Annotated in this window: 22 protein-coding genes; 17 read left to right on the top strand and 5 right to left on the bottom strand. The window is 62.7% G+C overall.

The annotated features are described in order from the left end of the window. Positions 1 to 16 precede the first annotated feature (16 nt). Genes RBR25_RS09650 through RBR25_RS09640 form a run of 3 tightly spaced genes read left to right on the top strand, consistent with a single transcriptional unit; the run spans position 17 to position 2,644 of the window. A complete protein-coding gene (locus RBR25_RS09650) occupies positions 17 to 1,336 on the top strand; it encodes an erythromycin esterase family protein (RefSeq protein WP_432819345.1) in 1,320 nt (439 codons plus the stop codon). Further along, a complete protein-coding gene (locus tag RBR25_RS09645; RefSeq protein ID WP_432819344.1) occupies positions 1,333 to 1,779 on the top strand; it encodes a DUF2889 domain-containing protein in 447 nt (148 codons plus the stop codon). Before RBR25_RS09650 ends, RBR25_RS09645 begins: the two co-directional genes overlap by 4 nt. 46 nt (positions 1,780 to 1,825) lie before the next feature. Then, complete coding sequence (locus RBR25_RS09640; protein ID WP_432819343.1) at positions 1,826 to 2,644, top strand: MBL fold metallo-hydrolase; 819 nt, start codon at positions 1,826 to 1,828, stop codon at positions 2,642 to 2,644. A gap of 244 nt (positions 2,645 to 2,888) precedes the next feature. Here the strand turns inward: RBR25_RS09640 and mtgA are convergent, their stop codons facing one another. The 4 genes from mtgA to RBR25_RS09620 form a co-directional block, all read right to left on the bottom strand. Next, positions 2,889 to 3,632: a monofunctional biosynthetic peptidoglycan transglycosylase gene (gene mtgA, locus RBR25_RS09635; RefSeq protein WP_432819342.1), complete on the bottom strand. Its 744-nt coding sequence runs from the start codon at positions 3,630 to 3,632 to the stop codon at positions 2,889 to 2,891. Between the two features lie 435 nt (positions 3,633 to 4,067). After that, entirely contained in the window at positions 4,068 to 4,226 is a 159-nt protein-coding gene (locus tag RBR25_RS09630; RefSeq protein ID WP_432819341.1) for an ORF6N domain-containing protein, read from the bottom strand. A gap of 21 nt (positions 4,227 to 4,247) precedes the next feature. Next, positions 4,248 to 5,039 (bottom strand): sulfite exporter TauE/SafE family protein, encoded by a 792-nt coding sequence (locus RBR25_RS09625; RefSeq protein WP_432819340.1) that lies wholly within the window; start codon positions 5,037 to 5,039, stop codon positions 4,248 to 4,250. A 127-nt stretch (positions 5,040 to 5,166) separates the two neighbouring features. Beyond that, positions 5,167 to 6,162 (bottom strand): YhdH/YhfP family quinone oxidoreductase, encoded by a 996-nt coding sequence (locus RBR25_RS09620; protein WP_432819339.1) that lies wholly within the window; start codon positions 6,160 to 6,162, stop codon positions 5,167 to 5,169. 148 nt (positions 6,163 to 6,310) lie between these two features. On the opposite strand from RBR25_RS09620, the gene RBR25_RS09615 reads away from it, so the two are divergent. Then, the gene (locus RBR25_RS09615; protein ID WP_432819338.1) at positions 6,311 to 6,853 is read left to right on the top strand and encodes a YaeQ family protein; all 543 of its coding nucleotides are present in this window, start codon (positions 6,311 to 6,313) and stop codon (positions 6,851 to 6,853) included. Positions 6,854 to 6,864: 11 nt separating this feature from the next. Here the strand turns inward: RBR25_RS09615 and RBR25_RS09610 are convergent, their stop codons facing one another. Continuing rightward, positions 6,865 to 7,812, bottom strand: coding sequence for a YbgA family protein (locus RBR25_RS09610; protein ID WP_432819337.1), 948 nt, complete (start codon positions 7,810 to 7,812; stop codon positions 6,865 to 6,867). 351 nt (positions 7,813 to 8,163) lie between these two features. Here RBR25_RS09610 and larB point away from each other — a divergent pair, with 351 nt between their 5' ends. From larB to hslU, 13 genes are all read left to right on the top strand, one after another. Then, complete coding sequence (larB, locus tag RBR25_RS09605; protein ID WP_432819336.1) at positions 8,164 to 8,919, top strand: nickel pincer cofactor biosynthesis protein LarB; 756 nt, start codon at positions 8,164 to 8,166, stop codon at positions 8,917 to 8,919. Further along, a complete protein-coding gene (gene larC / locus RBR25_RS09600; protein ID WP_432819335.1) occupies positions 8,916 to 10,103 on the top strand; it encodes a nickel pincer cofactor biosynthesis protein LarC in 1,188 nt (395 codons plus the stop codon). Before larB ends, larC begins: the two co-directional genes overlap by 4 nt. A gap of 23 nt (positions 10,104 to 10,126) precedes the next feature. Then, entirely contained in the window at positions 10,127 to 10,594 is a 468-nt protein-coding gene (locus RBR25_RS09595) for a phosphatidylglycerophosphatase A family protein (RefSeq protein WP_432819334.1), read from the top strand. A 1-nt stretch (position 10,595) separates the two neighbouring features. Then, on the top strand, positions 10,596 to 11,831 hold the full coding sequence (locus tag RBR25_RS09590) for a CinA family nicotinamide mononucleotide deamidase-related protein (RefSeq protein WP_432819333.1): 1,236 nt from the start codon (positions 10,596 to 10,598) through the stop codon (positions 11,829 to 11,831). Between the two features lie 118 nt (positions 11,832 to 11,949). Next, complete coding sequence (locus RBR25_RS09585; protein WP_432819332.1) at positions 11,950 to 13,998, top strand: ATP-binding protein; 2,049 nt, start codon at positions 11,950 to 11,952, stop codon at positions 13,996 to 13,998. Continuing rightward, positions 13,958 to 14,536, top strand: a complete 579-nt coding sequence (gene thpR, locus RBR25_RS09580; RefSeq protein WP_432819331.1) for an RNA 2',3'-cyclic phosphodiesterase — start codon at positions 13,958 to 13,960, stop codon at positions 14,534 to 14,536. The genes RBR25_RS09585 and thpR overlap by 41 nt, the downstream gene beginning before the upstream one ends. Positions 14,537 to 14,572: 36 nt before the next feature. Then, positions 14,573 to 15,595: a recombinase RecA gene (gene recA, locus RBR25_RS09575; protein WP_432819330.1), complete on the top strand. Its 1,023-nt coding sequence runs from the start codon at positions 14,573 to 14,575 to the stop codon at positions 15,593 to 15,595. Between the two features lie 3 nt (positions 15,596 to 15,598). Next, positions 15,599 to 16,750, top strand: coding sequence for a type IV pilus twitching motility protein PilT (locus RBR25_RS09570; RefSeq protein WP_432819329.1), 1,152 nt, complete (start codon positions 15,599 to 15,601; stop codon positions 16,748 to 16,750). After that, positions 16,737 to 17,198, top strand: coding sequence for a regulatory protein RecX (locus tag RBR25_RS09565; RefSeq protein ID WP_432819328.1), 462 nt, complete (start codon positions 16,737 to 16,739; stop codon positions 17,196 to 17,198). Before RBR25_RS09570 ends, RBR25_RS09565 begins: the two co-directional genes overlap by 14 nt. 129 nt (positions 17,199 to 17,327) lie before the next feature. Then, positions 17,328 to 19,976, top strand: coding sequence for an alanine--tRNA ligase (gene alaS / locus RBR25_RS09560; protein ID WP_432819356.1), 2,649 nt, complete (start codon positions 17,328 to 17,330; stop codon positions 19,974 to 19,976). Between the two features lie 33 nt (positions 19,977 to 20,009). Continuing rightward, positions 20,010 to 21,134 carry a response regulator gene (locus tag RBR25_RS09555; RefSeq protein ID WP_432819327.1) on the top strand — a complete coding sequence of 375 codons (1,125 nt, stop codon included), beginning with the start codon at positions 20,010 to 20,012 and terminating at the stop codon, positions 21,132 to 21,134. 142 nt (positions 21,135 to 21,276) lie between these two features. Beyond that, positions 21,277 to 21,807: an ATP-dependent protease subunit HslV gene (hslV, locus tag RBR25_RS09550; protein WP_432819326.1), complete on the top strand. Its 531-nt coding sequence runs from the start codon at positions 21,277 to 21,279 to the stop codon at positions 21,805 to 21,807. Further along, positions 21,804 to 23,126, top strand: a complete 1,323-nt coding sequence (hslU, locus tag RBR25_RS09545) for an ATP-dependent protease ATPase subunit HslU (protein ID WP_432819325.1) — start codon at positions 21,804 to 21,806, stop codon at positions 23,124 to 23,126. Before hslV ends, hslU begins: the two co-directional genes overlap by 4 nt. Positions 23,127 to 23,158: the final 32 nt, after the last annotated feature.

Genomic DNA, 23,158 nt, shown 5'->3' with positions numbered 1-23,158 from the left:
AAGAAGGAAGTCGCGAATGAAAAGAGTCCTGACTCTATTGCCGATGCTGTTGCTGCTGACAGTTGTTTCCGTAGCCGCAAGTTCCGACGCAACGGAGGAAATTCCCTTGGTTGCCCTGCTGCGCGAACGGGCACTGCCCCTGGCCACGGAGGCCGATCTCGATCCGCTGCTGGAGCGGGCGAAAGAGGCGCAACTGATCCTTCTCGGCGACGGCACCCACGGCACCTACGACTTCTATCGGGTCCGCACCCACATCAGCCGGCGGCTCATCGCCGAACAAAACATTGACTTCATCGTCGTCGAGGGGGATTGGGCGAGTACGGAGGTCGTCGACCGCTATGTCCGGCATCTGCCGGGGGCCGTCGCCAATGCCGCCGAGGCTCTGCGCGCCTTCCACCGCTGGCCGGACTGGGTCTGGAAGAACAGCGAGTTCGAACAGCTGGTGGAGTGGCTGCACCACTTCAACGGCGTCCGCCCGCCCGAGCGGCGGGTCGCCCTCTATGGCATGGATCTGCTCGGCTTCCCCGACTCCCTGCAACGGCTCATGGACCATCCACCCACAGCCGAAACCGGCCGCGCCTTCCGGCAATGCCTGGCTCCCTATCTGGACAATCCCCTGAATTACCCCGTCGCCCTCTCCCAGGGCGCGACGGACTGCACCCCGGAACTCGCCGCCCTGCATGCCCAGGTAGCCGCGAGCGAGGAGCCCGGCGGCGAGGTCACCGCGCATCTGCATGTGGTGGAAAATGCCGAAGCCTACTACCGGGCCATGGCGACCTCCGCCGCCTCGGCCTGGAACCGGCGGGTGGGCCACTTCGCCGAAACCCTGGAGCGTCTGCTCGATCAACACGGTCCCGCTGCCCGAGGAATCGTCTGGGCGCACAACACCCACGTCGGCGACGCCCGCCTCAGCGCCATGGCCGGACAGGGGATGCAGAGCCTCGGCGAACTGCTACGCACCCGTTTCGACAACGCATCGATACTGCTGGTCGGTTCGACCACCTACTCAGGGAGCGTGCTTTCCGGTCGGGAGTGGGGAGCTCCGGTGGCCATCCTTCCCCTTCCCCCTGCTGTGGAGGGCAGCTTCGAAGAGCTCATGCACCGCACCGGGCATGCCGTCGCCTACTGGCTCTTCACGCCCGGCGACCGTCACGATGGACCCCTCGTCGCCCCTTGCGGCCTGCGCGCCGTCGGCGTCGTCTATCAACCCGAGTTCGACGCCCGGGACAACTATCTGGCCACCATCCTGCCGGGACGCTTCGATGCTTTCATCTTCATCGACCGGACGCAGGCCCTAAAGATGCCGTCCGTTGTAAACAAAAAGGCCTCGCCATGACCGCCAATCCTATGCGAGGTTTCCAGCGCGCCATCACTTACGACGTCCGGGCTGCGGACAATGGGCGTATGACTCTGACCGCCCACCTGAATGATCGCTTCCACGACATCGAGGTCGCTATCGTCGTCGACATCTCCGGCCTCGAAATTCTCGACAGCCGCGTCGAGTTCCGCCGCACCCCCACCCCCCTTTGCTCCGAAGCAGCGGGCAAGTGTGCCCAACTACACGGCTTCGTCATCGGCCGGGGGCTGAGCCGCAAACTGACTGAGGTCTTCGGCGGCCCGGAGGGCTGCGGCAACCTGCGGGTCATGCTCGCCGGACTGCTGCCCCTGGCCATCAACCTGCAGGCCTGCGCCGAACTCGACGACGAAGAGGCCGCTCTCGCCGCCATTCATGACAGACTGCTCGGCTCCTGCGCCGGGTATCCGCGACAGGGCCCGTGAGGCGCCCCAGAAAAATGACCGAACACAACGAAAGGAAGGAGTTCCCATGGCAATCCGGCTGACTATCCTCTGTGAAAATTCCGTCCGTGCCCAGGCCAATCTCATCGGCGAACACGGTTTCTCCTGTCATGTGGAGACCCCCGCCGGTGACTATCTCTTCGACACCGGCCAGGGTTTCGGCATCATCCCGAATGCCCTCACCCTGAAAAAGGATCTCTCCCGACTCAAGGCGATTCTCCTCAGCCACGGCCACTACGACCACACCGGCGGCCTGCCCGAGGTGCTGCGCCGCACCGGGCCCATCGACGTACACGGCCATCCCGACCTTTTCCTGGCCCGTTACCGCCAAGACCGCTTCATCGGCATTCACCACCGCCGGGAGTATCTCGAAGCCCAGGGCGCCCGTTTCATCCTCGACCGGGAGATGCGCGAAGTCGCCCCGGGGCTGTGGCTGACGGGTGAAGTTCCGCGCCATACCGACTTCGAACAGGGAGATCCGCTGATGACGAAGGTCTGCTGCGGCACGACGAGCCACGACGACATTCTCGATGACCTCTCGCTGGTGGTGGAAACAGAGAAGGGGTTGATCCTGGTCCTCGGCTGCGCCCACGCCGGACTGGTCAACATTATGGATCACGTCCTGGGAAAACTCGGCCGCGACGGTTTTTACGCCATTCTCGGCGGCACTCATCTCGGTTTCGCCGACGATGCCCAATTCGAGCGCACCTTGCAGGCGCTGGACAACTACAAGGTGGAAAAACTCGGGGTCTCCCACTGCACCGGTCTGCCACATGCCGCCCGCTTGCAGGCGATTCTGGGGGAACGCTTCTTTTTCGGTTCGGTGGGGAGTGTGCTGGAGGTATAGAGAGCAAGCGCAAACGTTGCCGATGTTCTGCTTATTCCGTCATGGAAGGGTGGAATGCTCAACCGTTTGCCGGGTCACGACACCGCGCCGGCACTGATTCTGCGGATGGTTCTGATGGCCGGATGGCGGGGGGAAAGATGAGTTCCCCTTCCCCCCGCCGGAGGCATCGCTCTGCTGCCGCAGCTTTTCACCGCAAAAGGGGCCGAACGCGCGGAATTGCGGACGCACTAAATCTTACGGCCGCTCAATCCCCATCCCAGACATCCCGCAGATAGGTTGATCCAAGATTGCGCATCTGTCGCTCGATGTGTGCCGTCCGTCGCTGGACATAGGCCGAAGGCGCCGCTGCCTTGTACCGGGTGGGATTGGGCAGCACCGCCGCCAACCGCGCCGCTTCCCGCTGGGACAGCTTAGCCGCCGGTTTTCCGAAATAGCGCCGCGCCGCCGCTTCCACCCCGTAGATGCCGTCGCCGAATTCGGCAATGTTCAGATAGACCTCAAGAATCCGCCGCTTCGGCCAAAAACTCTCGATCAGCACCGTGAAGTACACCTCGATCCCCTTGCGGAAAAAACTTTGGCCCTTCCACAGAAAGAGATTTTTGGCCACCTGCTGACTGATAGTGCTGCCTCCCCGGATTCGCCCCCCCTCTTCCAACCGTTCGAAGGCGTCGGCCAGGGCGTCAAAGTCGAAACCGAAATGGTCGGGAAACTTCTGGTCCTCGGCCGCCACCGCCGCCAGCGGCATCTGCGGCGAAATCTTCTTCCAGTTCACCCAGCGGTAATCGATGGCGGTATAGGCGCGGGAACCGAACACCCCTTCGGCATAGCGCGCCGCCATGAAGGCACTGGCCACCGGCGGCACGAAGCGCAAAAGCAGTACCGCCAGCACCGAGAACACGACCAGACCGACGGCCGTCTTCGCAAAAGCGCTCAATAGCCGGTAGTGTAACGATCTACGTTTGCCTTCCATTGGGGACTGGGGATTCATGGGGAACTCGGGGAGGTGGGGTGGCAGACCGAGGAGCGCCGCTCTCCTTGGCCGTGAAGTCTTTTCGCTTGCGACCGGAAGATTGGAGACGTCGTCAGCTCGCCAGGTGGAGCTTCGGAACGGCTTTTTGCGGGCGATTCAGTGCCAGGTCGTGAGCGACTTGCAGATTGAGCCAGAACTCCGGGGTCGCGTCGAGAGCCTGGGCCACCAGCTAAGCCGTTTCCGAGGAGATGCCCCGCTTGCCGCGCACATTCTCGTTGATGCGCTACACGGGGATCTGGATATGCGCGGCGAACGCCACCTGGCTGACGCCGAGTTCGTCGAGAAAGTCTTCCTTGAGGATGGTGTCGGGATGGGATCAGTCGGGGTCATCTGCGGACTCCTCTTTCTTTAGCGATGCTCGGGAAACGCGTAAGGTGGCGTGCGCCGACCGCCCTAAGGACTTACGGTTCCAAATTGGAACTTCAAGTCCTTAAACTCCTGATTTGTCAACTGGAACATGAAATCGGCAGGAAACCGGTCGAGGTTCCTTCGGACCTGATCATTCAACCGTTTGACCTCGACGCCGTACAAACTTGGCCAACTACCCGGCATGGTTCGCTGCCCAATCCATCATCAAAACATGCTCACCAGCAACCGCGTCCCCATGATCAGCACGAAGATGGCGAAAACTTTTTTCAGGCGGGGGACGGGGAGGCTGTGGGCGAGGCGGGCGCCCAAGGGGGCGGTGCAGATACTGGCGAGGGCGATGCCGACGAGGGCGGGCAGGTAGATGAAGCCAACGGTGCCGGCGGGGAGGCCGTCGGCCGACAGTCCGTTAACCAGATAGCCGGCGGCACCGGCGACGGCGATGGGAAAACCGATGGCGGCCGAGGTGCCGACGGCGTGGTGCATGGGCAGGTTGCACCAGATGAGGAAGGGGACCGAGAGGCTGCCGCCGCCGATGCCGACCAGGCTCGACACCCCACCGATGACGTTGCCGACACCGAACATCCCCGCCGCGCCGGGCATCTGCCGGTGCGGTTTGGGACGGATGTCGAGCAGCAGCTGGATGGCCACATAGTAGAGGAAGACGACAAAAAAGCCCTTGAGAAAGCCGCTGGAAAGCTGGGCCGCGACCCAAGAGCCAAGAAAGGTGCCGACCAGAATGCCGGGAGAAATCCCCTTGACTACCGGCCAGTTGACCGCCCCCCGGCAATGATGGGCACGCAGGCTGGAAATGGATGTGAAGATGATACTGGCCAGGGAGGTCCCGAGGGCCAGGTGGAGGATATAGGCCTCGGGCAGATGCTGGGCGGTGAAGGTGAAGACCAGCAAGGGAACAATAACGACGCCGCCACCAACGCCGAGCAACCCGGCGAGAACACCGACGAAAGCGCCGGTGCCGAGATAGAAAAGCCATTCCATCGTAGAAGAACTCCCATCAGCAGAAATTAAAATGATTGTCGTCAATCCTTTAGTCAGGCGGCCAATGAAGAGCCTCCCGTAAAATCCCCCCCAGCCCCCCCCCTTTTCAGGGAGAGGAGCCAACTTTCTACAATTTGACCAGCACCCGCCCCTTGACCTGGCCTTTGAGAATGGCATGAAACTTGGGTTCCAGAGTTTCGAGGGTGGTTTCCTCGACGACCCTTTCCAGATGCGTCGGCTTCCAGTCGCCGGCGAGTTTTCCCCAGACCTTGAGACGCGGCGCCATGGGGCATTGCACCGAATCGACGCCGAGCAGACTGACGCCGCGCAGGATGAAGGGGAAGACATTCATGGACAGCTCCGGCGAGGCGACCAGGCCGCAGCAGGTCACCACCCCTCCGTAGCGGGTCGATTTGATCGCCGCGACCAGGGTTTCGCCACCGGCCACATCGACCACCCCGGCCCAGCGCTCTTTCATCATCGGCCGATCCGATCCGGCCAGCACCTCGTCCCGGGAGATCACTTCCGCCGACCCCAGGGACAGGAGAAAATCTTTTTCCGACGCTTTGCCCGTGGCCGCCGTCACCCGGTAGCCGGCCCGGGTCAGAATCGCTACCGCCAGGCTGCCGACGCCGCCGGTCGCGCCGGTGACGAGGATATCGCCGGCCTCAGGCCCCACTCCGGCTTCGGCCAACTTCCACACCGACAGGGCGGCGGTGAAGCCGGCGGTGCCGAGGATCATGCTCTCGCGGGCGCTCAGTCCGACGGGAAGGCGCACCGCCCAGTCCGCAGGGGCGCGGATGTACTGACCGTAGCCGCCGGCGGTGTTCATCCCCAGATCAAAGCCGGTGACGATCACCAAATCCCCCGGCGCGAAGGCGCCGCCAGCGCATTCCACCACCTCGCCGACGGCGTCGATCCCCGGGGTATGGGGATAGTGCTTGGTGACGCCGGGCTTGCCCAGGGCCGAGAGGGCATCTTTGTAGTTCAGGGAGGAATAGCGCACCCGCACCAGCAGCTCGCCAGAGGGCAGGTCCGCCAACAAACGGTTGACGATGGAACGGCGGTACTCTTTTTCGCCGGTCTTCTCGACCAGCAGGGCGGTAAAGGTCGTCATGCTCATCGGAGTTCTCCTCTTCATTTTCGTTTCGTTTTATTACTCCCCCCGCGCGCGACCTGTCAACCGTCGCGAAACAACTTTGCCCTGGCCTTTCCCACTCTCCACCGCTATGCTGCGAACCGGCGCCCCACGGAAAGGAAATTTTCTCATCATGGCCCTGCCAGCAACCATCTATCGCGTCGCGATCCAACTCGCGGATGTCGACCGCAATCTCTATCTGAAGCTACAAACCACCGTCGCCCGCCATCCCTCGGAAACCGCCGAGCGACTGCTGACGCGAATCCTGGCCTACGCCGTCGCCTACGAGGAGGATCTGGCCTTCACCAAGGGGATCTGCGCCGGGGACGAGCCGGACCTGTGGATCAAGGGCCCGGATGGCCGGGTGCTGACCTGGATCGAGGTCGGTCAGCCCGATCCCGAACGGCTGCTCAAGGCGAGCCGCCACGCTGAACAGATCGTTGTCTTCGCCTATGGCCCGGCCCGCTATCGCTGGGAGAACCAGCACCTGGCCAAACTCGCCGCCATCCCCAACCTGACCGTATGGGGGATCGACTACGATTTCCTACAACAGCTGGTCGCCCGCCTGCAACGCACCATCGAATGGGATCTGACCATCACCGAAGGCAACCTCTACCTGAGCCTCGAAGGCACCACCATGGAAAGCACCCTGACCCTTTTGACCGGGACAAAGTAGCTTCACCGCCTTTACCCGTGGTTGCGCAACTGCAATTCCAGCGGATGGGGATTGAGGTAGACCTGCTGCTTGAGATAGGGCTGGTCGTATTTGCGGGTGAAATGGTTGATCAGGGTCACGGGAACGATGAGCGGCACCAGCCCCTGGTGGTAATGCTCGATGATCTCCAGCATCTCACGCTTTTCGTCGGCACTGAGCTGGTTTTTGAAATAACCGAGCATGTGCTGCAAGACGTTGACGTTCTTCTTGATGGTCGATTGCAGACGCAAGGCCTTCATCAGCAACGGCAAATAGGCGGCGTAGAGCTCGTCCACAGAGAGATCGGCCCGCGCCACCAGCCGCCCCATCTCGCGGTAAATTTCAGTGCCGTGGGCGAGGATCAGCAATTTGTGGCGGGTGTGGAAGTCGACCAGCGCCCCCCGGGTGCGCTGCCTGTCCGCCGTCTCCCGCCAGCGTTTGAGGGTGAAAAGGCTCTCGATAAAGGTCTCCCGCAGCTTGGGATCGTTGAGCGGCCCGTCTTCCTCCACCGGCAGCAGGGGAAAGTGGTCCATGAAGGCGCGAGCGAAGATCCCCACCCCGGTCTTGTGCGCCACGCCCTTGCTGTCGTAGACCTTGACCCGCTCCATGCCGCTGCTCGGCGAGCGGGATTTGAAGATGAAGCCACAGAGGTTCTCCTTCTCCAGTTCGCGCAGACGCCCCGCCGCCCAGGCTTGCATACGCCCGGTGATCTCCTCGCCGCTCCGGGAAAAAACCAGGCGCGGCGCCTCGGCCTCACCGACCAGGCGCAGCGCCTCGCGGGGCGTCGGCAACCCCACCTCCACCTCCGGACAAACCGGCACATACTCCACATAGCGCCCCAACGTCTCGACCAGAAACGGGTCGCGCTTGTGTCCGCCGTCGAAACGCACCTTTTGTCCCAGCAGACAGGCACTGATGCCGATCCGGATTTTCTCTTCCATGGGTTTATCCTCCCGATTGGTTGATGGCGTCGCAAAAACTCGCCAACTGCTGCGTTGCTACAATCGCCTCGCTGCTTCGACGTACATAAGTACGCCTTATTGCTCGACAATTGTGCGCCTTGCATTTGCCGCTTTTTGCTTAGTCATCCACTTGTGATGTTTTTTGCAAAAGCATCAATTGATTGGCAATAATAACGAAAAGTGTATCATTAATCTTGTCGGTAGGAAGCGGCGCGTCCGCTTCGGCCAAAGAAAATCGCTATCCCCCTGGAAATGAAGCCCTTGCAACGCCGGTACTTGTCCGGTAAAGTCGATTTCCCGTAAAAATTCAGCCGTTAAACGAGGATATCCATGCATCCCAACGACTTGAAGAACCTGCTCCAGGCCATCCGCGACGGCGGGCTTTCCGTCGAAGCGGGGATGGAACGGCTGCGCGCCCTCCCCTTCGAGGATGTGGGCGTCGCGATGATCGACCACCACCGCGAATTGCGCCAAGGCGCGCCGGAAGTGATTTTCGGCGAGGGCAAGAGTGCCGCCCAGATCTTTACCATCGTCGAGAAGATGGCGGAAAAGGGGAGCAACGTCCTCGTCACCCGCATTGCACCGGAAAAAGTCGAATCGTTGCTGGCGCACTTTCCCGACGCGACTTACGACACCGACGCCCGTGCCTTCTGCCTGACCCAACGGCCGCTGGAAATTGCCACCCGCGGCCCGGTGCTGGTGATCTGCGCCGGAACGTCCGACCTTCCCGTCGCCCGGGAAGCGGTCGTCACGGCCCGCATGCTCGGAAATCCGGTAGAAGAACTGGTCGACGTCGGCGTCGCCGGCCTTCACCGTCTCTTCGCCAGCGCCAAAAAGTTGCGAAAAGCGGCGGTGGTCATCGTCGTCGCCGGCATGGAGGGGGCGCTCCCCTCGGTGATCGGCGGCCTGGTTTCCGTGCCGGTCATCGCCGTGCCGACCTCGGTCGGTTACGGAGCCGCCTTCGGCGGCGTTGCCGCCCTCCTCGGCATGCTCAATTCCTGCGCCGGCGGCGTTACCGTGGTCAACATCGACAACGGCTTCGGCGCCGCCTATGCCGCCACCCGCATCAATCGGATCATCTCATGAAAACCCTCTACCTCGACCCCGTCTCCGGCATTTCCGGCGACATGATGCTCGGTCTGCTCGTCGACCTTGGCGTCGACCTGCCGGCCATTGAAATCGAACTGCGTAAACTTCCGGTTTCCGGCTACGCCCTCACCGCACGGCACGAAGCGCGGCGAGGCATCAGCGGCTGCCGGGTGCTGGTCGCCATCGACGAAGGCCATCACCACCGCACCTGGGCCGGCATCGACCGCATGCTGGCCGACTCTACCCTGCCCGAAACGGCCCGGGAACTCGCCCGGCGCATCTTCCGCCGGGTCGGTGAAGCCGAGGCCAAAGTCCACGGCGTACCCTTGGAGACGGTGCATTTCCACGAAGTCGGGGCGGTCGACTCCATCGTCGATATCGTCGGCGCCGCCGTCGGCCTGACCCTGCTCAATGTCGAGCGCGTCGTCTGCGGGCCGTTGCCCATGTCCCAGGGCACGGTCATGTGCGCCCACGGCGCCATCCCCCTGCCGGCCCCGGCGACCCTGGAAATCCTTAAAGGGTTGCCAATCGTCGACGGCCGCTGCGACCAGGAACTGGTCACCCCCACCGGTGCCGCTATCGCCGCCGAAATTGCCGAATTCGGCTCGCTACCGGCCATGACGCTGGAACGAACCGGCTACGGCGTCGGCGGCCGCGACCTCCCCGATCGTCCCAACCTGCTGCGGGGGTTGCTCGGCGAAACGGCGGAGAACGGTGAGATCGACCGGGTCGCCGTACTGGAAACCCACCTCGACGACACCACGCCGGAAGTCCTCGGTTTTCTCATGGAACGCCTGCTCGCCGCCGGCGCCTTCGACGTCGGTTACAGCCCCTTGCAGATGAAGAAGAACCGCCCCGGCCTGCACGTCACGGTTGTCGCCCCGCCCCCCCTGGCGGAGCGCCTCGCCCGACTGTTGCTCAAGGAAAGCAGCGCCATCGGGGTGCGCCGTTACGAAACTGAACGCCTCAAGCTGCGCCGCGACAACGCCACCGTCGCCACCGAACTCGGCGAAGCGGCGGTCAAGCTCATTTACGAGGGCGAAAAACTGCTGCGCGTCAGCGCCGAATACGCCAGCTGCCGCGCCCTCGCCGAAGCCTCGGGCCGTCCCCTACCGGAAGTCTACCGGCTGGTGGAACGGGCGGCGGAAGCGATTTTTGAGCGGCCTACCAATCATCAATAACCAATCACGAATCACAGGCCTTCATGAACCGTTTCATCCTCTTCCTCTCCAGCAACGCCGGGCTCGGCTACGCGCCGGTGGCGTCGGGCACTTTCGGCACCCTGGCGGGAATTCCCGTCTTCTATCTGCTCAGCGGCTTTCCGCCTCTGCTCTATCTGCTGACCTGGCTGGCCCTGCTCTTCCTTTCCTTCTGGGCGGCGGGGGCGGCCGGTAAAATCTACGGGGTAGCGGATGACGGGCGCATCGTCATCGACGAGCTGGTCGGCTATCTGGTCACGGTGGCCTTTCTGTCCTTTTCGTGGAACGCGGCGCTCCTCGGCTTCCTGCTCTTCCGCGTCTTCGACATCCTCAAACCGCCGCCGGCCTCCTGGTTTGACCAAAGGCTGAAAAACGGTTACGGCGTGGTGCTGGACGATGTGGTGGCGGGACTCTATGGCGCCGTCGCTCTACGTCTGCTGCTGCCTCTACTGAACGGATTCTTGGGAGGATGAAATGGGCGTCAGTCTTTCGGTTCTGACCATCGGCGACGAACTGCTTAACGGCGAGATGGCCGACACCAACACCGCCGCCATCGCCCGCATCCTCGCTTCGCGGGGGTTCGCCGTGCGCGATTCGTTGAGCGTGCGGGACGAGATGGACGGTATCGTCGCCGCCCTGCAAGGGCTGGCCGACCGGCGGGCGGTGCTGATCGTCACCGGCGGACTCGGGCCGACGGCGGACGATCTGACCGCCGAGGCGGCGGCCCGGGCCTTCGCCCGCCCCCTGGAGGAGAACCCGGCAGCGTTGGAGGAGATCCGCGCCTATTTTCTGCGCCACAACCTGACCATGCACCCGCGCAACGACAAACAGGCGCTCCTTCCCGCGGGGGTAGAGATTCTCGCCAACAAGCGGGGAACCGCACCGGGCTTTCACCTTGAAACGGGGCACTGCAGCTGCTTCTTTCTGCCCGGGGTACCGGCGGAGATGACCGCCATGCTCGAAGAAGCGGTCCTGCCCCGCCTGGAGCGGGACTACGGCGAAGAGACGCCAACCCGGGAACGGGTGCTCAAGGTCTTCGGTCTTTCCGAGCCGAAATGCGAGGCACTGCTCGCCGCCGCCGGACTTCCGGAAGGCGTGCAAGTAGCTTTCGGAGTTGACTTTCCTTTTGTCCATGTCAAGCTTAGAACTTCGGGTGCAGCGGCCGCACTTCTGCTCGATCGGGCCGAGCCCCTGGCCCGCCGGACACTGGGAGATTTCGTCATCGCCGTCGGCGATGCATCCCTGCCCCAAACCGTGGCGCGGTTACTGACGGAAAAAGGGAAAACCCTGGCTTTAGCCGAGTCCTGCACCGGCGGCTGGATCGCCAAGCAGCTCACCGACCTGCCGGGGGCCTCGGCCTTTCTCGAACGGGGGGCAGTGACTTACGCCAACAGCGCCAAACACGACTGGCTGAAGGTGCCGGAAAGCGTACTCGAAACGCAGGGCGCGGTCAGCGCCGAATGCGCGCGCGCCATGGCAAAAGGCATCCGCGAAGCGGCGCGGGTCGACCTTGCCCTGTCGGTCACCGGCATCGCCGGACCGGACGGCGGCACCCCGGGGAAACCGGTGGGAACCGTTTTCATCGGCCTGGCAAGCGAGTCCGGAGAAGAGGTCAAAGGCTACCGCTTCTCCGGCAACCGCGACACCGTCCGCCGCCTGAGCGCCTGCATGGCCCTCGACCGGCTGCGCCGACATCTGGAGAAAGCCTGACGCGGAGAACCCGCAGACCTGCAATCACGCCATGGCTACAAACAGCAATCACTCTTCCGAGAAATCCACCCCTACGCTGTTGCGGCGCACCTGGCTCCCCACAAAACATCCGGGATTGATGGCGACAGCGCTGGTCGTGCTACTGTTGGCTGTCCTGATGGGACGGGAATTTTTCGCCCCGAGCTTCGCCGAAGGCGCCTTGGTGCTACTGACCGGTCTGGCTTTGCTGATTCCTGGGCTTTCTCTGATCCGCCGCCACGGCCTGCCTGGGCGTGAACGGCAACGCCTCGTGGCTGAGAATACCCAGCTGCGCCATTCGGCAGAAGAGGCGAACCTGCGTTTCCAACATCTCTTCGACAATGCCGGCGACGCCATCTTCTTCATCCATCCCGAAACCGGGACTTTTCTCGACATCAACCGCCGCGGGGAGCAACTTCTTGGCTACCCGGGGCGAACGCTCACCGACCTCCCCCTTGGCGAACTTTTCCCCGGCGAACAGCGCCGCCGCTATCTGCGCCTGGTCAAAAAGGTCCAGCGGAACGGCTACGGCGAGGTGCCGGACCTGCTCATCCGCTGCCGAGACGGCCGACTCATGCATGGCGAACTCCACGCCCGTCTCGGCGATCTCGGCAAACACAAGGTCGTTCACTGCGTACTCCGGGATGTCAGCGAGATGCGCCGTATCGAAGCGGAGCTCCGCCAGAAAAACCGCGACCTCGCCCTGGTCAACGATATCGCCCATCAGGCCGCCGGCAGCCGGGATGCCGAACGCATGCTCGATAGCGTTCTCGGTCGGGTGCTGGAAACCTTTTCCGCCGACGGCGGCGGCATCTTCCTGCTGCGCCATCAGGGGAGCGAACTGCACCTGCTGGTGCATCGGGGAATCGAGGAACCGGCTCTTTCCGACTTGCGGTATCTGGTGGTGGGACAGGGGCTGGCGGGCCGGGTGGCGGCCAATGGCAAGCCCCGCTCTTCCCCGGATTTGCGCCACGACAGCCGGGTTTCCCTGGAGTCGTTGCGGCAGGCGGGCTGGCGCGGCTATCAGGCAGTGCCCCTGGTTTCCGACCAACGCACCGTCGGTGTTCTCTTCTTTTTTACCTTTAAAGAGCGCATCTTCGGCCGGGAAGAGGTCAGGTTGCTGCTGGCTATCGGTAAGCAGCTGGGGGGAGCGGTGGACAGCGTCGAGCTTTACGATGCTTTGCAGTGGCAGCACCGGTTGACTGAAGCGAGTATGCGGGAGCTTGAGCAGTCCCGCCTGCAACTGCGCGACAGCCTGCGCCGGATGGAACTGGCCAACCGGACGCTGGAACAGACCGAGCGCCTGAAGAGCAACTTCATCACTCTCGCTTCCCATGAGCTGCGCACCCCCCTGACCTACATCCTCTCCGGCTCCCAACTCCTCTCCGACACCCTGCGCGGCCGCCTCAACGACGAGGAACGTAACGTCCTGCGCGCCATCCACGATGGCGGTCAACGACTTCACGAAATCGTCCAGGATCTGCTCGACATGGCCCACATCGAGGCCAACGCCTGCCCGATCACCCGGGGCAAAGTCCACCTGCCGACCCTGCTGGCGGAAGTTGAACAGAAATTCCAGGAGTTTTTCCGGCAACGAGGCCTCAGCTTCAGCGTCGCTCCCTTGCCGACCGAGGAGCTTCACGGCGATGCCCGGCAACTGGGCAAAACCTTCCATCGCCTGATAGAGAACGCCGTCAAGTTCACCCCCGCGGGGGGGGCGATCGAAATCAGCGGGAATCTTCTGCATAATCGGGAACTGCGCCTTCGGGAGGAGCAACTGCGGAACTTCTCCACCGTTTTTTTCACCCGGCCCATGCCCCCTCGGTTTTTGCAGCTCAGCGTCCGCGACACCGGCGTCGGTATCGATCCATCAGAGCAGATGCGGATTTTCGACAAATTCTATGAGGTCGGCTCGCCCGAAGGCCACTTCACCTCCCGCACCTCTTTTGGCGGCAAGGGGGTTGGGCTCGGGCTCTCCTTGGTCAAGGGGGTGATCGAGGCCCACGGCGGCATGACCTGGGTCGAGAGCCCCGGCACCGGCGAGGGCGCCGGGGGAAGTGCCTTCCACCTGCTTCTCCCCCTTGAGCCCCTACCCCTGGAAGGAGCCCATGAGCAAATTGCGAGCCTTTCTGGCCATTCCCCTGTCTGAAGATTTTCGCCGGCAAGCCGCGCATCTGCAAAAAGAGCTCGCCCCCAGCCTTCCGGATCTCCGTTGGGTCCGTCCGGAAACCCTTCACCTCACCCTCCGCTTCCTCCCCGACCTGCCGGAAGAAACAGTTGAAAAAATAGGGCAAATCATGCTATCGGTAGGAGCGGTCTTCCCTCCTTTCGACATCGGCATCACGAATCTGGGAACCTTTCCCGGCCCCTCCCGGGCGAGGGTTCTATGGCTCGGTATCGACGTGGGGGAAATCCTGGCAAAGCTCTTTCGTGCCTTAGACAAAGGCCTTGAGACCCTCGGCATTCCCCGCGAAACCCGGCCCTTTACCCCGCACCTGACCCTGGGCCGCTGGCGCCAGCCCGGGGCATTCCCCGAGGATCTCCGGCAGCGCCTCGCGGCGGGATCCATCGGCGGCTTCCGGGCCGAGCAGCTGATTCTCTTCGAAAGCCGCCTGGCGGCAAACGGCGCCACCCACCTTCCCTTGCGTGTCGTGACGCTGGGGCTCCCCCGGGCGGCGACATCCTGACAAACGACTACCAACCCATGCGGAAGGATTGACGATATGGCGGACACTAACCGTGATCGGGCCATCGACCTGGCCATCAGCCAGATAGAAAAGCAGTTCGGCAAGGGGAGCATCATGCGCCTCGGCACGGACCTGGCGTTGCCGGGCGTGCAGGCCATCTCCACCGGCGCCCTCGGCCTGGACATCGCCCTCGGCGTGGGCGGCGTCCCCCGCGGCCGCATCATCGAAATCTTCGGCCCCGAATCCTCGGGCAAGACCACTCTCGCCCTGCACATCGCTGCCGAAGCGCAAAAACTTGGCGGCATGGCCGCCTTCATCGACGCCGAGCACGCCCTCGACATCGGCTACGCCCGCAAACTCGGGGTGAAAACCGACGATCTGCTGGTCTCCCAGCCGGATACCGGCGAGCAGGCGCTGGAAATCACCGAAACCCTGGTGCGTAGCGGCGCCATCGACGTGCTCGTGGTTGACTCGGTGGCGGCCCTGGTCCCCAAAGCCGAGATCGAGGGGGAAATGGGCGACTCGCATATGGGCCTGCAGGCGCGGCTCATGTCCCAGGCGCTGCGCAAACTCACCGCCACCATCAGCAAATCGAACTGCTGTGTGATCTTCATCAACCAGATCCGCATGAAGATCGGCGTCATGTTCGGCAACCCGGAGACGACGACCGGCGGCAACGCCCTCAAATTCTACGCTTCGGTCCGCATGGATATCCGCCGCATCGCCTCGCTGAAGAACGGCCAGGATGTGATCGGCAATCGCACCCGGGTCAAGGTGGTGAAGAACAAGGTCGCCCCCCCCTTCAAGGAGGCCGAGTTCGACATCATGTACAATCAGGGGATTTCCCGGGAGGGAGATATTGTCGATCTCGGCGCCGAGTGCAACGTCATCGACAAGAGCGGCGCCTGGTTTTCCTACGGCAGTGAGCGCATCGGTCAGGGCCGTGAAAATGCAAAACAGTTCCTGCGCGAGCACCCGGAAACGGCCCGGGAAATCGAGGAGAAGATCCTGGTTCATTACGGCCTGACACCGGCGACTCCCCCCGCGGAGGAGAGCTAAGCCATGGAACTGAATGAAATCCTCGCCGTCGCCTTGAAGGCACGGGCCTCGGACGTTCACCTCAAAGCGGGTCTGCCGCCGACCTACCGCATCGACGGCGCCCTGCGCCCACACCCCAAGGCGGCGCGGCTGACTCCCGATGAAATGCGCAAAATGGCCATGTCGATCATGAACGAACGCCAGCGTCAGAACTTCGAGGAACTTCATGAAGCCGACCTTGCCTACGGCGTCCCCGGTCTCGGGCGCTTCCGCGTCAACGTCTTCTCGCAGCGCGGCTCCATTTCCATGGTCTTCCGTTTCATCCCCTTCGAAATCAAGGGGCTGGACGAGTTGACCCTGCCGCCGGTGCTGAAGAAGATCGCCTCGGAAACCCGCGGCCTGATCCTTGTCACCGGCGCCACCGGTTCGGGCAAATCAACAACCCTGGCAGCGATGATCGACTACATCAACAGCAGCCGCACCGCTCACATCGTCACCATCGAAGACCCCATCGAGTACCTGCACAAAGATAAAAGCAGCATCATCAACCAGCGCGAGGTGGGTTTCGACACCACCGGCTTCGGTGTCGCCCTGAAGAGTGCCCTGCGCCAGGATCCGGACGTCATCCTGGTCGGCGAAATGCGCGACTACGAAACCATCGAGACCGCGCTGACCGCCGCCGAGACCGGCCACCTGGTCCTCTCGACCCTGCACACCATCGACGCCACCGAGACCATCAACCGCATCATCTCGGTCTTCCCCCCCTTCCAACAGCGTCAGGTGCGTATCCAACTGGCCGGGGTTTTCAAGGGGATCATCTCCCAACGCCTGGTTCCCCGCGCCGACGGCAAGGGTCGGGTGCCGGCCATTGAGGTCCTCGTCTCCACCGCCCGCACCCGGGAACTGGTCGACGACAAGGACAAGACCAAGCTGCTGCGGGATGCCATCCAGCAAGGGTTCGTCTCCTACGGCATGCAGACCTTCGACCAGTCGCTGATGAGTCTGCTCAAACAAGGTCTCATCACCTTCGATGAAGCCCTGCGCCAGTGCTCCAACCCCGATGATTTCAAGTTGAAATTCTCAGGGATCTCCTCCACTTCGGACCTGTCCTGGGACGACTTCGACAAGGGTGGCAACAAGCCCGCCGAAGACGAGATCCAGATTGAGCGGCACTGATCCCTGGAGCGTCGCCCTGGCCCTGCTTGCCCGTCGCGACCGCAGCGAGGGGGAACTGGCTGAGCGCCTACGGCGCAAGGGCTTCGCGGAAAACGCCATCGCCGCTACCCTGGAACGCTGCCGGGAGCTCGGCTACCTTGACGACGGTCGTTTCGCCCGGTTGCGGGCGCGAAGCCTCATGAGCAACGGCCGGGCCGTGGGCGGACGCCTGCGGGCCGAGCTCAAGCGCCAGGGAATCGATGAAGATCTGGCCCGAGCAGCCGCCGAGGAGGCGGAACATGATATCGACCGCGAGCGCCTGCTGGCCGAACTGCTGGAGCGACGCTTTTCCGGGTTTTCCTATGCCCAAGCGGACGAACGTCAGCGTCGCCGCGTCATCCACTATTTTCTGCGCCGGGGTTTCCCTTTTGAGCAGATTCTCGCCTGCTGCAGAAATTCCGATACCTGAACTTCGCCGCGCCCGGGTTTTCGTTACCGCGCCAAGGATTTTCTTGGCCTTTTCGCGGCGTGGTGCTAATACTTGAAGACTTCATCCAACCCATCCCCCCCTGCAGAGAGGAAGAGAAGACAGACCATGATAACCGGCAAAGAACTCCGCTCCCGTTTCCTGAGTTTTTTCGAGCAACGCGGCCATACGGTGGTCTCCTCCTCGCCGCTGGTTCCCCATAACGACCCGACCCTGCTCTTCACCAACGCCGGCATGAACCAGTTCAAGGACTGCTTTCTCGGCAACGAGAAGCGCGAGTACGTACGCGCCGCCTCCAGCCAGAAGTGCGTGCGCGCCGGCGGCAAGCACAATGACCTGGAAAACGTCGGTCGCACCGCTCGCCACCATACCTTCTTCGAAATGCTCGGCAATTTTTCCTTCGGCGACTACTTCAAGAAGGAAGCCATCGCCTACGCCTGGGAATTTCTCACCGTCGATCTCAAACTCGACAAGAGCCGACTCTACGTGACCGTCTTCACCGACGACGACGAGGCCGCCGACATCTGGCACGAGCAGGAGGGCGTTCCCCGCGAGCGCATCTTCCGCTTCGGCGAAAAGGATAATTTCTGGTCGATGGGGGATACCGGTCCCTGCGGCCCCTGCACGGAAATCTTCTGGGACAACGGTCCCGAGGTCGGCTGCGGCAAGCCCGAGTGTACCGTCGGCTGCGACTGCGACCGCTACATGGAGATCTGGAACAACGTCTTTATGCAGTTCAACCGCGCCGCCGACGGCACCCTGACGCCGCTGCCGAAACCGGCGGTCGACACCGGCATGGGCCTGGAGCGCATCTGCACGGTCATGCAAGGGGTCAAATCCAACTACGACACCGACCTGTTGCGCGGCATTATCGCCTACGTCGAAAAACTTTCCGGCAAGGGCTACGGCGCCGACCCCGACCATGACGTCTCCATGCGGGTCATCGCCGACCACAGCCGGGCCACCGCCTTTCTCATCGCCGACGGCGTCCTCCCCAGCAACGAAGGACGCGGCTACGTGCTGCGGCGGATCATGCGCCGGGCCATGCGCCATGCCAAGATGCTCGGCTTTGAAGACCCGGTCCTGTTTAAAACCGCCGCCTTCGTACTGGAAATGATGGCCGACGCCTACCCCGAGGAAGCCAAACGCAAGGATTTCGTCGCCAAAGTGGTGAAAAACGAGGAGGAGCGCTTCATTCAGACCCTCGGCAACGGCCTGCGCATCCTCGCCGAAGAGATCGCCAAACTCAAGGCGGCCGGCAGTACCCTCATCCCCGGCGAGGTGGTCTTCCGCCTTTACGATACCTTCGGCTTCCCCGTCGATTTGACCGCCGACATCGTCGAGAAGGATGGTTACACCCTCGACGAGGTGGGCTTTGAGGCCTGCATGGACGAGCAGCGCAGAAAAGCCCGTGAAAACTGGAAGGGTTCGGGAGAAGAGGCGGTGGCGGCGGTCTACCGCAAACTCCTCGAAGAGGGGCGGCAATGCGAATTCACCGGTTATCAGACCACACGCGGTCACGGCACGGTAACGGCCATTCTCAAAAATGGACAGCCGGTAAGCCTGGCGGAAAGAGGCGACGAGGTCGAGGTCGTCACCAGCCAGACCCCCTTCTACGGCGAATCAGGCGGCCAGTCCGGGGACCGGGGGCAGATCGTCGCGGACGGCGCCGAACTGGAGGTGCTCGACACCCGCAAACCGCTGCCGGAGTTGCCGGTGCATCTGGTCAAAGTTACCAAGGGCGTGCTGCACACCGGAGATACCGTCGAACTGCTGGTGGACGAAGCGGCGCGTCGGGCTACGGCTCTCAACCATACGGCCACGCACATCCTGCAAGCGGTGCTGGTCGAGGTTCTCGGCGACCATGTCAAGCAGGCCGGTTCGCTCGTTACCCCCGAACGCCTGCGCTTCGACTTCACCCACTTTTCGGCCATGACCGCCGACGAACTGCGCCGGGTCGAGATCAAGGTCAACCGGCGCATCCGCGACAACCAGACGGTCGACACCTGCGAAATGGAAAATGAAGAGGCCATCGCCGCCGGCGCCACAGCCCTCTTCGGCGAAAAATACGGCGACCGGGTGCGGGTGGTTCGCGTTGGCGACTTCAGTATGGAACTCTGCGGCGGCACCCATACCCGGGCCGCCGGCGACATCGGCCTGTTCAAGATCCTTCAGGAAACGGGTATCGCCGCCGGCGTCCGCCGCATTGAGGCGGCCACCGGTGCCCGCGCCCTGGCGCTGGTTCAGGAAGAGGAAAAAACCCTGGGAGAACTGGCCGCGCTCCTGAAAAGCGACCGGCCGCTGGTCCAGATGCGCCTGCAAAAACTGCTGGAACGGCAGAAGGAGCTGGAACGAGAGGTGGAGATGCTGCAAGACCGCATCAACGCCGGCCAGGCGGCAGAGCTGCTCGATCGGGTGCGGGAAATCGACGGCATCAAGCTGCTGGCCGTGCAAATTCCCGGCGCCGACGCCAAGGGCCTGCGGGAGCTGGCCGATCAGCTGCGTGATCGGCTCGGCTCGGGGGTGGTCATCCTCGGCAGCCAGGCAGAGGGCAAGGCCAACCTGCTGGTTGCCGTCACCAAGGATCTCACCGGTCGCCTGCACGCCGGCAATTTGATCCGCATATTGGCCGAGCAGGTCGGCGGCAAAGGGGGCGGCCGCCCCGATCTCGCCCAGGCCGGCGGCAACCAGCCGGAACGGCTCACCCAGACCCTGGAGGGTGCCGGCGAACTGCTGCGCACCGCCATGCGAAGCAACTAGGCAAGCCCGGAAACCATCAACAGGGAGGAGTCCTTGCGATCCACGCTCAGGAACGAACCGCAGCAGCGACAGGAGATGGAAGGACGGACCATCCTCATCGTGGACGATGAGCCGATCATCCGCGATCTCTGCGCCAGAGCACTCAAGGGCTACCGCATTCTCCAGGCCGAGGACGGCGAGCAGGCCTTGCAAATGCTCACCGGTGAAACCGCCGACGTCATCCTCGCCGACGTCATGATGCCGCGCCTCAACGGCCTTGACCTGCTCAAGACGATCAAGGACAAAACGCCCAACCAGGTTGTGGTGATCATGACCGGCTATGCCGACAAGGACGTCATTCTGCGCGCCCTCAAGTCCGACGCCGACGACTTCATCACCAAACCGATCAACCTGCTGCAGCTCAAGACCACCATCGACCGGGTTCTGGAGAAGAAGGCGCTCAAGGAAGAACTGCTCCATCTCAAGCGCCTGGACAAGCTCAAATCAGAGTTTCTCGGCCTCGTCTCGCACAAGCTGAAAACCCCGATCACCGCCATCTCCCTCTTTATCCAGAATCTTTCCCGGGGCTTTGGCGACCCCAAAGACCCCGGTTATCAGCAGACCCTGGCCCTGATTCTCGACGAGTCGAAATATCTCGGCTACCTGATCAAGGATCTGCTGGTCTACAGTGAGGTCATCCTGCGCGAGGGTCCGTCGGAGCTGAGCCCCTGCAACCTGCGGGATATCGCCCAGAGCGTGGCCTGCGACCTGAACTACAGTGCCTTGAACAAGGGGGTCACCCTGAGCACTTCCCTGGAGGGCTATTTCCCCGAGATGATGCTCGACCGCAAACGCATCAGTTTCGCCCTCCGGGCGATTCTGGAGAACGCCATCAAGTTCACCCCCAAGGGGGGGACGATTCATCTCTTCGGCGACCTTTCCGGCAACTCGGCGCGCCTGATCGTCAAGGACAGCGGGCGGGGCATCCCCCAGGACGAACTCCCCAAGGTCTTCGAGAAGTTCTATCAGGTCGATCCGGACCACACCGGACAGGTGCGGGGCTTCGGCCTGGGACTTTTCTACGCCCGTCAATTTCTCAACGATCACGATGGTCGTCTGCTCCTCGAAAACGCTCCCGAGGGGGGGGCCGTCGCCACCCTGGAACTGCCCCTGCGCTAAGGGCTTTTTCGGGTCGCCATGCCCGCTGCCGCCCGCCCCGAAGCCCCGGGGAAGGGCGGCATTTTTCTTTTTCATGACGCCGGGGCTGTGCTATATTAATCGCATTTTTCTTTCTCCGAAAAACCGGCAGGGGGGATATCCCATGTTTCACGGAACGACTATTCTCTGCGTCCGCAAAAACGACGAAATCGCCTTGGCCGGCGACGGTCAGGTAACCCTCGGCAACACCGTGATGAAGCACGGCGCCCGCAAGCTGCGGCGTATGTATGACGACCGGGTCCTGGCCGGGTTCGCCGGCAGCACCGCCGACGCCTTCACCCTGTTCGAGAAGTTCGATGCCAAGCTTCAGGAGTATCGGGGCAACCTTCCCCGGGCGGCGGTCGCCCTCGGCAAGGACTGGCGCACCGACCGCATCCTGCGGCGCCTGGAGGCCCTCTTGATCGTGGCCAACGTTGAGACCACCCTGATCCTCTCCGGCGCCGGCGACATCATTGAACCGGACGACGGCGTCGCCGCCATCGGCTCCGGCGGCCCCTATGCCCTGGCCGCCGCCCGCGCCCTGCTCAATCACTCGGAACTGAGTGCCCGGCAAATCGCCGAGCAGTCGCTGCATATCGCCGCCGGTATCTGCATCTACACCAACGACAGCATTCTCGTGGAGGTTTTGCCGTGAACAACTTCACCCCTCGGGAAATCGTTTCCGAGCTTGACCGCTACATCGTCGGCCAGAGGGGAGCCAAGCGCGCCGTCGCTGTGGCCCTGCGCAACCGCTGGCGGCGACAGCAGGTATCGGCGGAACTTCGCGACGAAATCGCACCGAAAAACATCATCATGATTGGCCCCACCGGAGTCGGTAAGACGGAAATCGCCCGACGCCTGGCCAAACTGGCCCAAGCGCCTTTCGTCAAGGTCGAAGCGAGCAAGTTCACTGAAGTCGGTTACGTCGGCCGCGACGTGGAAAGCATGGTCCGCGATCTGGTGGAACTGGCGATCATCATGGTCAAGCAGGAAGAAGCGCAAGCCGTGCGCTTGAAAGCCGAGGATCAGGCCGAGGAACGGCTGCTTGACTTACTGCTGCCCGGCGAGATCCGGAGCAGCGAGGCCGGCGGTGAAGGCGGAACCCGCGACAAACTGCGCAAGCTGCTGCGCCTGGGGGAGCTCAACGAACGCTTCGTCGAGATCGAAACCCAGGAAATCAAGATGCCGATGATGGAGGTCCTCACCCCACCGGGCTCCGAGGGAATGGGCTTCAACATGAAGGAGATGTTCGGCAATCTCTTCCCGAAAAAGACCAAGCGGCGGCGCATCAAGGTCGCCGAAGCGCGGGAGATTCTCGTCAACGAGGAGGCGGAAAAGCTGGTCGATATGGACAAGGTCCATGCCCTGGCCAAGGAACGCACCGAGCAGAGCGGCATCATCTTCATCGACGAGATCGACAAGATCGCCAGCCGCGAAGGGGGACACGGCCCCGAGATTTCCCGCGAGGGAGTGCAACGGGACATCCTGCCCATTGTCGAAGGGAGCACGGTCAACACCAAGTACGGCCCGGTCAAGACCGATCATGTGCTCTTCATCGCCGCCGGCGCCTTTCATGTCGCCAAGCCCTCGGATCTGATTCCCGAACTTCAGGGGCGCTTTCCCATCCGGGTCGAGTTGGAGAATCTCGGCGAGGAAGAGTTCGTACGCATCCTCACCGAACCGAAAAACGCCCTGATCCGCCAGTACACCGCACTCATGCACACCGAGGGGATCGAGCTCGACTTCAGCAACGACGGCGTCCACGAAATCGCCCGCACCGCCGCGACGGTCAACGAGCGCACCGAAAACATCGGCGCCCGGCGCTTGCACACCATCATGGAAAAGCTGCTGGAGGATCTCTCCTTCGACGCCCCGGAACGCCGCGACAAGCGCGTCCTTATCGACGCCGCCTACATCCGCGAACGCCTCGCCGACATCGTCAAGGACGAGGATCTGTCCCGGTATATTCTGTAATTCAGGAGAAAGGCTAAAGGAAAAAGGAGAAA

Source organism: Trichloromonas sp. (assembly GCF_034006665.1).
Lineage (GTDB): Bacteria > Desulfobacterota > Desulfuromonadia > Desulfuromonadales > Trichloromonadaceae > Trichloromonas.
The sequence above is the reverse complement of the archived record's forward strand: the minus strand, read 5'-3'. Positions and strand labels throughout refer to the sequence as shown.

What these genes read in the sequence shown, in the direction of transcription:
- RBR25_RS09570 (WP_432819329.1), top strand. Translation starts at nt 15,599, where the DNA reads ATGGAACTGAATGAAATCCTCGCCGTCGCCTTGAAGGCACGGGCCTCG.
- RBR25_RS09595 (WP_432819334.1), top strand. Translation starts at nt 10,127, where the DNA reads ATGAACCGTTTCATCCTCTTCCTCTCCAGCAACGCCGGGCTCGGCTAC.
- RBR25_RS09645 (WP_432819344.1), top strand. Translation starts at nt 1,333, where the DNA reads ATGACCGCCAATCCTATGCGAGGTTTCCAGCGCGCCATCACTTACGAC.
- RBR25_RS09610 (WP_432819337.1), bottom strand. Translation starts at nt 7,812, where the DNA reads ATGGAAGAGAAAATCCGGATCGGCATCAGTGCCTGTCTGCTGGGACAA.
- mtgA (WP_432819342.1), bottom strand. Translation starts at nt 3,632, where the DNA reads ATGAATCCCCAGTCCCCAATGGAAGGCAAACGTAGATCGTTACACTAC.
- RBR25_RS09640 (WP_432819343.1), top strand. Translation starts at nt 1,826, where the DNA reads ATGGCAATCCGGCTGACTATCCTCTGTGAAAATTCCGTCCGTGCCCAG.
- larC (WP_432819335.1), top strand. Translation starts at nt 8,916, where the DNA reads ATGAAAACCCTCTACCTCGACCCCGTCTCCGGCATTTCCGGCGACATG.
- larB (WP_432819336.1), top strand. Translation starts at nt 8,164, where the DNA reads ATGCATCCCAACGACTTGAAGAACCTGCTCCAGGCCATCCGCGACGGC.
- thpR (WP_432819331.1), top strand. Translation starts at nt 13,958, where the DNA reads ATGAGCAAATTGCGAGCCTTTCTGGCCATTCCCCTGTCTGAAGATTTT.
- RBR25_RS09625 (WP_432819340.1), bottom strand. Translation starts at nt 5,039, where the DNA reads ATGGAATGGCTTTTCTATCTCGGCACCGGCGCTTTCGTCGGTGTTCTC.
- RBR25_RS09615 (WP_432819338.1), top strand. Translation starts at nt 6,311, where the DNA reads ATGGCCCTGCCAGCAACCATCTATCGCGTCGCGATCCAACTCGCGGAT.
- RBR25_RS09620 (WP_432819339.1), bottom strand. Translation starts at nt 6,162, where the DNA reads ATGAGCATGACGACCTTTACCGCCCTGCTGGTCGAGAAGACCGGCGAA.
- hslV (WP_432819326.1), top strand. Translation starts at nt 21,277, where the DNA reads ATGTTTCACGGAACGACTATTCTCTGCGTCCGCAAAAACGACGAAATC.
- RBR25_RS09650 (WP_432819345.1), top strand. Translation starts at nt 17, where the DNA reads ATGAAAAGAGTCCTGACTCTATTGCCGATGCTGTTGCTGCTGACAGTT.
- RBR25_RS09590 (WP_432819333.1), top strand. Translation starts at nt 10,596, where the DNA reads ATGGGCGTCAGTCTTTCGGTTCTGACCATCGGCGACGAACTGCTTAAC.
- RBR25_RS09630 (WP_432819341.1), bottom strand. Translation starts at nt 4,226, where the DNA reads ATGCCGGGTAGTTGGCCAAGTTTGTACGGCGTCGAGGTCAAACGGTTG.
- recA (WP_432819330.1), top strand. Translation starts at nt 14,573, where the DNA reads ATGGCGGACACTAACCGTGATCGGGCCATCGACCTGGCCATCAGCCAG.
- RBR25_RS09585 (WP_432819332.1), top strand. Translation starts at nt 11,950, where the DNA reads ATGGCGACAGCGCTGGTCGTGCTACTGTTGGCTGTCCTGATGGGACGG.